This is a genomic window from Bradyrhizobium sp. (genome assembly GCF_049798375.1).
Taxonomy (GTDB): Bacteria; Pseudomonadota; Alphaproteobacteria; order Rhizobiales; family Xanthobacteraceae; genus Bradyrhizobium.
The window spans coordinates 1-5,487 of the sequence record NZ_JBARGP010000664.1 but is presented as its reverse complement, the minus strand read 5'-3'; the positions used below and the strand labels follow the sequence as shown (position 1 = coordinate 5,487).

Sequence of the window (5,487 nt, the reverse complement as noted above, 5' to 3'; positions counted from 1 at the left end):
GATCACGAAGGCGACGTCGGCCTGGGCGAATTCGGAGTTGATGTCCTCGAGCTCGAACACCTCGTCATAGGGCACATTGGCCTCGGCCAGCAGCACGTTCATGTGGCCGGGCATGCGGCCGGCGACCGGGTGGATGGCGTACTTCACCTCGACGCCTTCCTTCTTCAAGGTGTCGGCCATCTCGCGCAGCGCATGCTGGGCCTGCGCCACGGCCATGCCGTAGCCAGGCACGATGATGACTTTCTGCGCGTTCTTCATGATGAAGGCGGCATCATCCGCGGAGCCGAGCTTGACGGGACGGACTTCGCCACCGCCACCGGCAGCGGCCGCGGTCTCGCCGCCGAAGCCGCCGAGGATGACCGAGATGAAGGAGCGGTTCATCGCGTGGCACATGATGTAGGACAGGATCGCGCCGCTTGAACCGACCAGCGCGCCGGTGATGATCAGCGCTGAATTGCCGAGCGTGAAGCCGATGCCAGCCGCAGCCCAGCCGGAATAGGAGTTCAGCATCGAGATCACGACCGGCATGTCGGCGCCGCCGATCGGGACGATCATGAGCACGCCGAGCGCCAGCGCCAGCAGAGTGATCATCAGGAAGTCGAAGCCGCCGCCGGTCATCACCAGGCGGACGACGAACACCACCAGCAGCACCGCAAGCACGATGTTGATGAGATGACGCGCCGGCAGGATGATCGGCGCGCCGCTCATCCGCGCCGACAGTTTCAGGAAGGCGATCACCGAGCCGGTGAAGGTCAGCGCGCCGATGGCGACGCCGAGCGACATTTCGATCAGGCTTTGCGCGTGGATGTGGCCGGGCGTGCCGATGTCGAAGGCTTCGGGCGCGAAGAATGCTCCGGCGGCGACGAGCACCGCGGCCATGCCGACCAGCGAGTGGAAGGCGGCAACGAGTTCGGGCATCGCCGTCATCGGCACGCGGCGAGCGACCACCGCACCGATGCCGCCGCCGATCGCGATACCGAGGATGACGAGGACCCAGGCGATCGCGTCGGCGGGCGGATGGTTGGCCAACGTCGTGACGACCGCGATCGCCATACCGGCCATGCCGAGGAAGTTGCCGCGCCGGCTCGTCGCCGGGCTCGATAGACCGCGCAGAGACAGGATGAACAGCACACCCGCCACGAGATAGAGGAGTGCCGACAGATTGGCGTTCATTGCAGGTGCCCCGTTGTTCCTGTCATCCGTTTCGCGCGGCTGTTAGCTCAAGCCCTTACCGGACCTTCTTCTTGTACATCGCCAGCATGCGCTGGGTGACCAGGAAGCCGCCGAAAATATTCACGCAGGCGAAGATCAGCGCCACGAAACCAAAGCCGCGCGCGAGCCCGCTGCCGCCCGAGATCATGCCGACGCCGACCGCGAGCAGCGCGCCGACCACGATCACCGAGGAGATCGCGTTGGTGACCGACATCAGCGGCGTGTGCAACGCGGGGGTCACCGACCACACCACGAAATAGCCGACGAACACCGCCAGCACGAAAATCGACAGCCTGAATACGAAGGGATCGACGGCTTGGACCACATGCTCCATGGCTTCTCTCCTGGTCTCTTACCCTCGCCCCGAAGGGGAGAGGGTGGCGAGCAGCGAAGCTGCGCGCCGGGTGAGGGGGTTCGATCTCAAAGTGGGTTGCGCCCCCTCACCCGGCGCGCTCAGGCGCGCGCCGACCTCTCCCCGCTGGGGAGAGGTGAAGGACGGAGAGAAAGCGCAATCCATGAGTTAACTCACGCCTTCGGCTGGAAGTTCGGATGGATGACGGCGCCATCCCTAGTCAAAGCCGTGGCCTTGACCAAGTCGTCATCCCAATTGACCGCGAGCGCCTTGGCTGCCTTGTCGATCATGGTCTCGATGAAGGCGAAAAGATTGCGGGCATAGAGACTGGAGGCCGAGGCCGGGACCCGGCCGGCGAGATTCGGGAAGCCGATGATCTTGACGCCGTCGATCTCGACGATCTCGTTGAGCCTGACGCCCTCGACATTGCCGCCGCGCTCGACAGCGAGATCGACCAGCACCGAACCCGGCCGCATCGATTTCACCATCTCCATCGTCACCAGCCGCGGCGCCGGACGGCCCGGGATCAGCGCGGTGGTGATGATAACGTCCTGCTTCTTGATGTGCTCGGCCGTCAGCGCCGCCTGCTTGGCCTGGTATTCCCTAGACATTTCCTTGGCGTAGCCGCCGGCGGTCTGCGCGTTCTTGAACTCCTCGTCCTCGACGGCGAGGAATTTGGCGCCGAGACTCTCGACCTGCTCCTTGGTGGCCGGGCGCACGTCGGTCGCGGTGACGATAGCCCCTAACCGGCGTGCAGTCGCGATCGCCTGCAGGCCAGCGACGCCGACGCCCATCACGAACACCTTGGTCGCCGGCACGGTGCCGGCCGCGGTCATCATCATCGGGAAGGCACGGCCGAACGCTTCTGCGCCTTCGATCACCGCGCGATAGCCGGCGAGATTGGCCTGACTCGACAGCACGTCCATGACCTGGGCGCGGGTGATGCGCGGCATCAGCTCCATCGCGAACGCGGCAATGCCGGCGTCGGCCATCGTCTTCAGCGCCGTGTCATTGCCATAGGGGTCCATGATTGCCATCACCAGCGCGCCGCGCTTATATTGCGCGAGCTCGGACGCCTCGGGACGCTTCACCTTGATGACGATGTCGGCCTCCTTCAACGCATCGGCGCTGACGGTCGCGCCGGCGGCGGTAAATTCCGCATCCGGCATGCCCGACTTGAGACCGGCGCCGGGCTCGATCGCGATATCCACGCCCAGGGCCTTGAACTTCTTCACCGTGTCAGGCGAGACAGCCACCCGCGGCTCCGACGGGTCGATTTCCTTGGCGACGGCAATCTTCATGGGGCCTCCGGCGCGGACGCGCACGAGCTGGACAGGCTGGATTTCGATGTTGTTTCGGCCGCAGAGCCGAACGCCCGCCGCGAATGACGCGGCGGGCGCTGACAATCAAGCCAGAAAAATAGCCATCAAGATGACAATGCAGGCAACACCGATCGTGCCGAACTTCACGAGCTTGATGAAGCCGACATAGGTCGCCTCGTGCGCCAGGTAGTCATTGCCGTCAGCGGTCGAGTAGGCGATCTCGCCATGGTCTGCCATCGGGGTCCCCCAAACAATATCCTTGTCCGCGTCGCATAGCGCAAAGCAGCTGTGAGAGCAACGGCGCGAAAATTGTGAGCCTTTGCCTATCAGCTCATTTGGAAGGCCAATTGTCCCTGATCCAGCGCGTCAGGCTTTGCTCGCTGACCTCGCCGGCCGCGAGCGAGAGGATGATGGTGGTCGCCTGCGCCGGATCCGGCGCAAATGCGATTCCGTTTCTACGCAGAAATGTCATCATCGCCATGAAGGCGATGCGTTTGTTACCGTCGACGAAGGCATGATTCTTCGCCAGGCCGAACGCATAGGCCGCCGCGAGCTCAGGCAGCGACGCCTGCTCGTAGCTCCATTTGTTGACCGGCCGCTCCAGCGCGGAGCGCAGCATGCCTTCGTCGCGCAGCCCGGACGCGCCGCCGAAACGGCGCAGCTGGCGGGCGTGGATCGCGATGGCCTGCTCATAGCTGATCCAGAGCGGCTGATCGGGTTGGGGCTCCTCGGTCTCGCTCATTTGGCGAGCGCCGCGAGCGTATCGCGGTACTCGTCCATGAGTTCGTCCGCGATCTCCATCGTCCGCTCGAAATCCGGGTCATAGGGCACGGCCTGGAAGCCGCCGCCCGGCAACTCCACGATGTGCAATTGCTGGCCGCGCCTGAGATCGAGGCGCTGCATCAGCTCGCGCGGCAACAGCAGGCCATCGGAATTGCCGATCTTCTTGATCTCGATCTTCATGGCCGGGCCTCTATAGCTAAAGAGCGTATTATACATCCGTATAACACGCTCCATTGATCCGTTCAACAAATGTTTTACGGCCCTAGCCCATCGCCTCCAGCTCGTCGATCATGCCGGCGATCACCGAGAGGCCGCCGTCCCAGAATTTCGGATCCTTGGCGTCCAGCCCGAACGGCTTCAGCAGCTCGGAATAATGCTTGGTGCCGCCGGCCGCGAGCATCGCCAGATAGCGCTCGGCAAAGCCCTCATTGGCGTTCTCGTAGACCGCATAGAGCGAGTTCACCAGGCAATCGCCGAACGCATAGGCGTAGACGTAGAACGGCGAATGGATGAAATGCGGGATGTACATCCAGAAATTCTCGTAGCCCGACTTGATCTCGATCGCCTCGCCCAGGCTTTCGGTCTGCACCGACATCCAGATCTGGCCGATCCGTTCGGCGGTGAGCTCGCCGTTCTTGCGCTCGAGATGGACGGCGCGCTCGAACGAATAGAACGCGATCTGCCGCACCACGGTGTTGATCATGTCCTCGACCTTGCCGGCGAGCAGCGCCTGGCGCTGCCTGGCGTTCCTGGTCTCGCCGAGCAGCCGCTTGAAGGTCAGCATCTCGCCGAACACGCTCGCAGTCTCCGCCAGGGTCAGCGGCGTCGGCGCCATTAGCGCGCCATTTTTGGCCGCCAGCACCTGATGCACGCCATGGCCGAGCTCATGGGCGAGCGTCATCACGTCGCGCGGCTTGCCCTGGTAATTCATCAGCACGTAAGGGTGCGCCGAGGGCGTGGTCGGATGCGAGAAGGCGCCCGGCGCCTTGCCGGGCCGAACCGGCGCGTCGATCCAGCGATCGGTGAAGAAGCGCTCGGCGATCTCGGCCATCCGCGGCGAGAAGCCGCGATAGGCGGTCAGCACCATGTCCTGCGCCTCGGGCCAGGCAATGGTGCCGGTCGCAGCAAAGGGCAGCGGCGCGTTGCGGTCCCAATGCGCGAGCTTCTTCTTGTTGAACCAGCCGGCCTTGAGCCGATAGTAGCGATGCGAGAGCTTCGGATAGGCCGCACGCACGGAGGCGACCAGCGCATCGACAACCTCGCGCTCGACGCGATTGTTGAGATGGCGGGAGTCCGCGACATCGGCAAAGCCGCGCCAGCGGTCGGAGATGTCCTTGTCCTTGGCCAGCGTATTGGTGATCAGCGCAAAGGTGCGCTCATTGGCCTTGAAGGTTTTGGCCAGCGCCTCGGCCGAAGCCTTGCGCTTCTTGCCGTCGCGGGCCTGCAACAGATTGAGCGCGGGCTCGATCGCGAGCTCCTTGCCCGACACCTTGAAGCGCAGCGAGGAGATGGTCTGGTCGAACAGGCGGTTGAAGGCCGAATAGCCGGTCTGGGATTTCTCATGGAAGAGCTGCTCGACGCGATCCTCGAGCTGATAGGGTTTGTCCTTGCGCAAATCCTCGATCCACGGCCGATAATGTCCGAGTTCCGGTGTCTGCAACGCGCGCTCGATCACGGCATCATCGATGCGGTTGAGCTCGAGCGCGAAGAACAACAGATGCACCGAGGCCGCCGTCAGCCGTTCGGAAACATCGCCGTAGAATTTGGAGATCGCGGCATCGACGCTGTCTCCGGCGTGCATGAGGCCGGCATAGGAGC

Annotated in this window: 7 protein-coding genes; all 7 read right to left on the bottom strand. The window is 63.8% G+C overall.

What is annotated here, in order from left to right:
• Positions 1-1,173 (bottom strand): NAD(P)(+) transhydrogenase (Re/Si-specific) subunit beta (locus WA702_RS25960; RefSeq protein ID WP_425113402.1); only part of this gene is annotated, 1,173 nt, incomplete at its 3' end.
• 55 nt (positions 1,174-1,228) lie between these two features.
• A complete protein-coding gene (locus WA702_RS25955; RefSeq protein WP_425113401.1) occupies positions 1,229-1,546 on the bottom strand; it encodes a proton-translocating transhydrogenase family protein in 318 nt (105 codons plus the stop codon).
• A gap of 191 nt (positions 1,547-1,737) precedes the next feature.
• Complete coding sequence (locus WA702_RS25950; RefSeq protein ID WP_425113400.1) at positions 1,738-2,865, bottom strand: Re/Si-specific NAD(P)(+) transhydrogenase subunit alpha; 1,128 nt, start codon at positions 2,863-2,865, stop codon at positions 1,738-1,740.
• A gap of 105 nt (positions 2,866-2,970) precedes the next feature.
• On the bottom strand, positions 2,971-3,123 hold the full coding sequence (locus tag WA702_RS25945) for an aa3-type cytochrome c oxidase subunit IV (protein ID WP_425113399.1): 153 nt from the start codon (positions 3,121-3,123) through the stop codon (positions 2,971-2,973).
• Positions 3,124-3,217: 94 nt separating this feature from the next.
• On the bottom strand, positions 3,218-3,628 hold the full coding sequence (locus tag WA702_RS25940; RefSeq protein ID WP_425113398.1) for a type II toxin-antitoxin system death-on-curing family toxin: 411 nt from the start codon (positions 3,626-3,628) through the stop codon (positions 3,218-3,220).
• On the bottom strand, positions 3,625-3,849 hold the full coding sequence (locus WA702_RS25935; RefSeq protein WP_425113397.1) for an AbrB family transcriptional regulator: 225 nt from the start codon (positions 3,847-3,849) through the stop codon (positions 3,625-3,627). Before WA702_RS25935 ends, WA702_RS25940 begins: the two co-directional genes overlap by 4 nt.
• Before the next feature lie 82 nt (positions 3,850-3,931).
• The coding region (locus WA702_RS25930; RefSeq protein ID WP_425113396.1) for a M3 family oligoendopeptidase at positions 3,932-5,487 on the bottom strand (1,556 nt) is incomplete at its 5' end.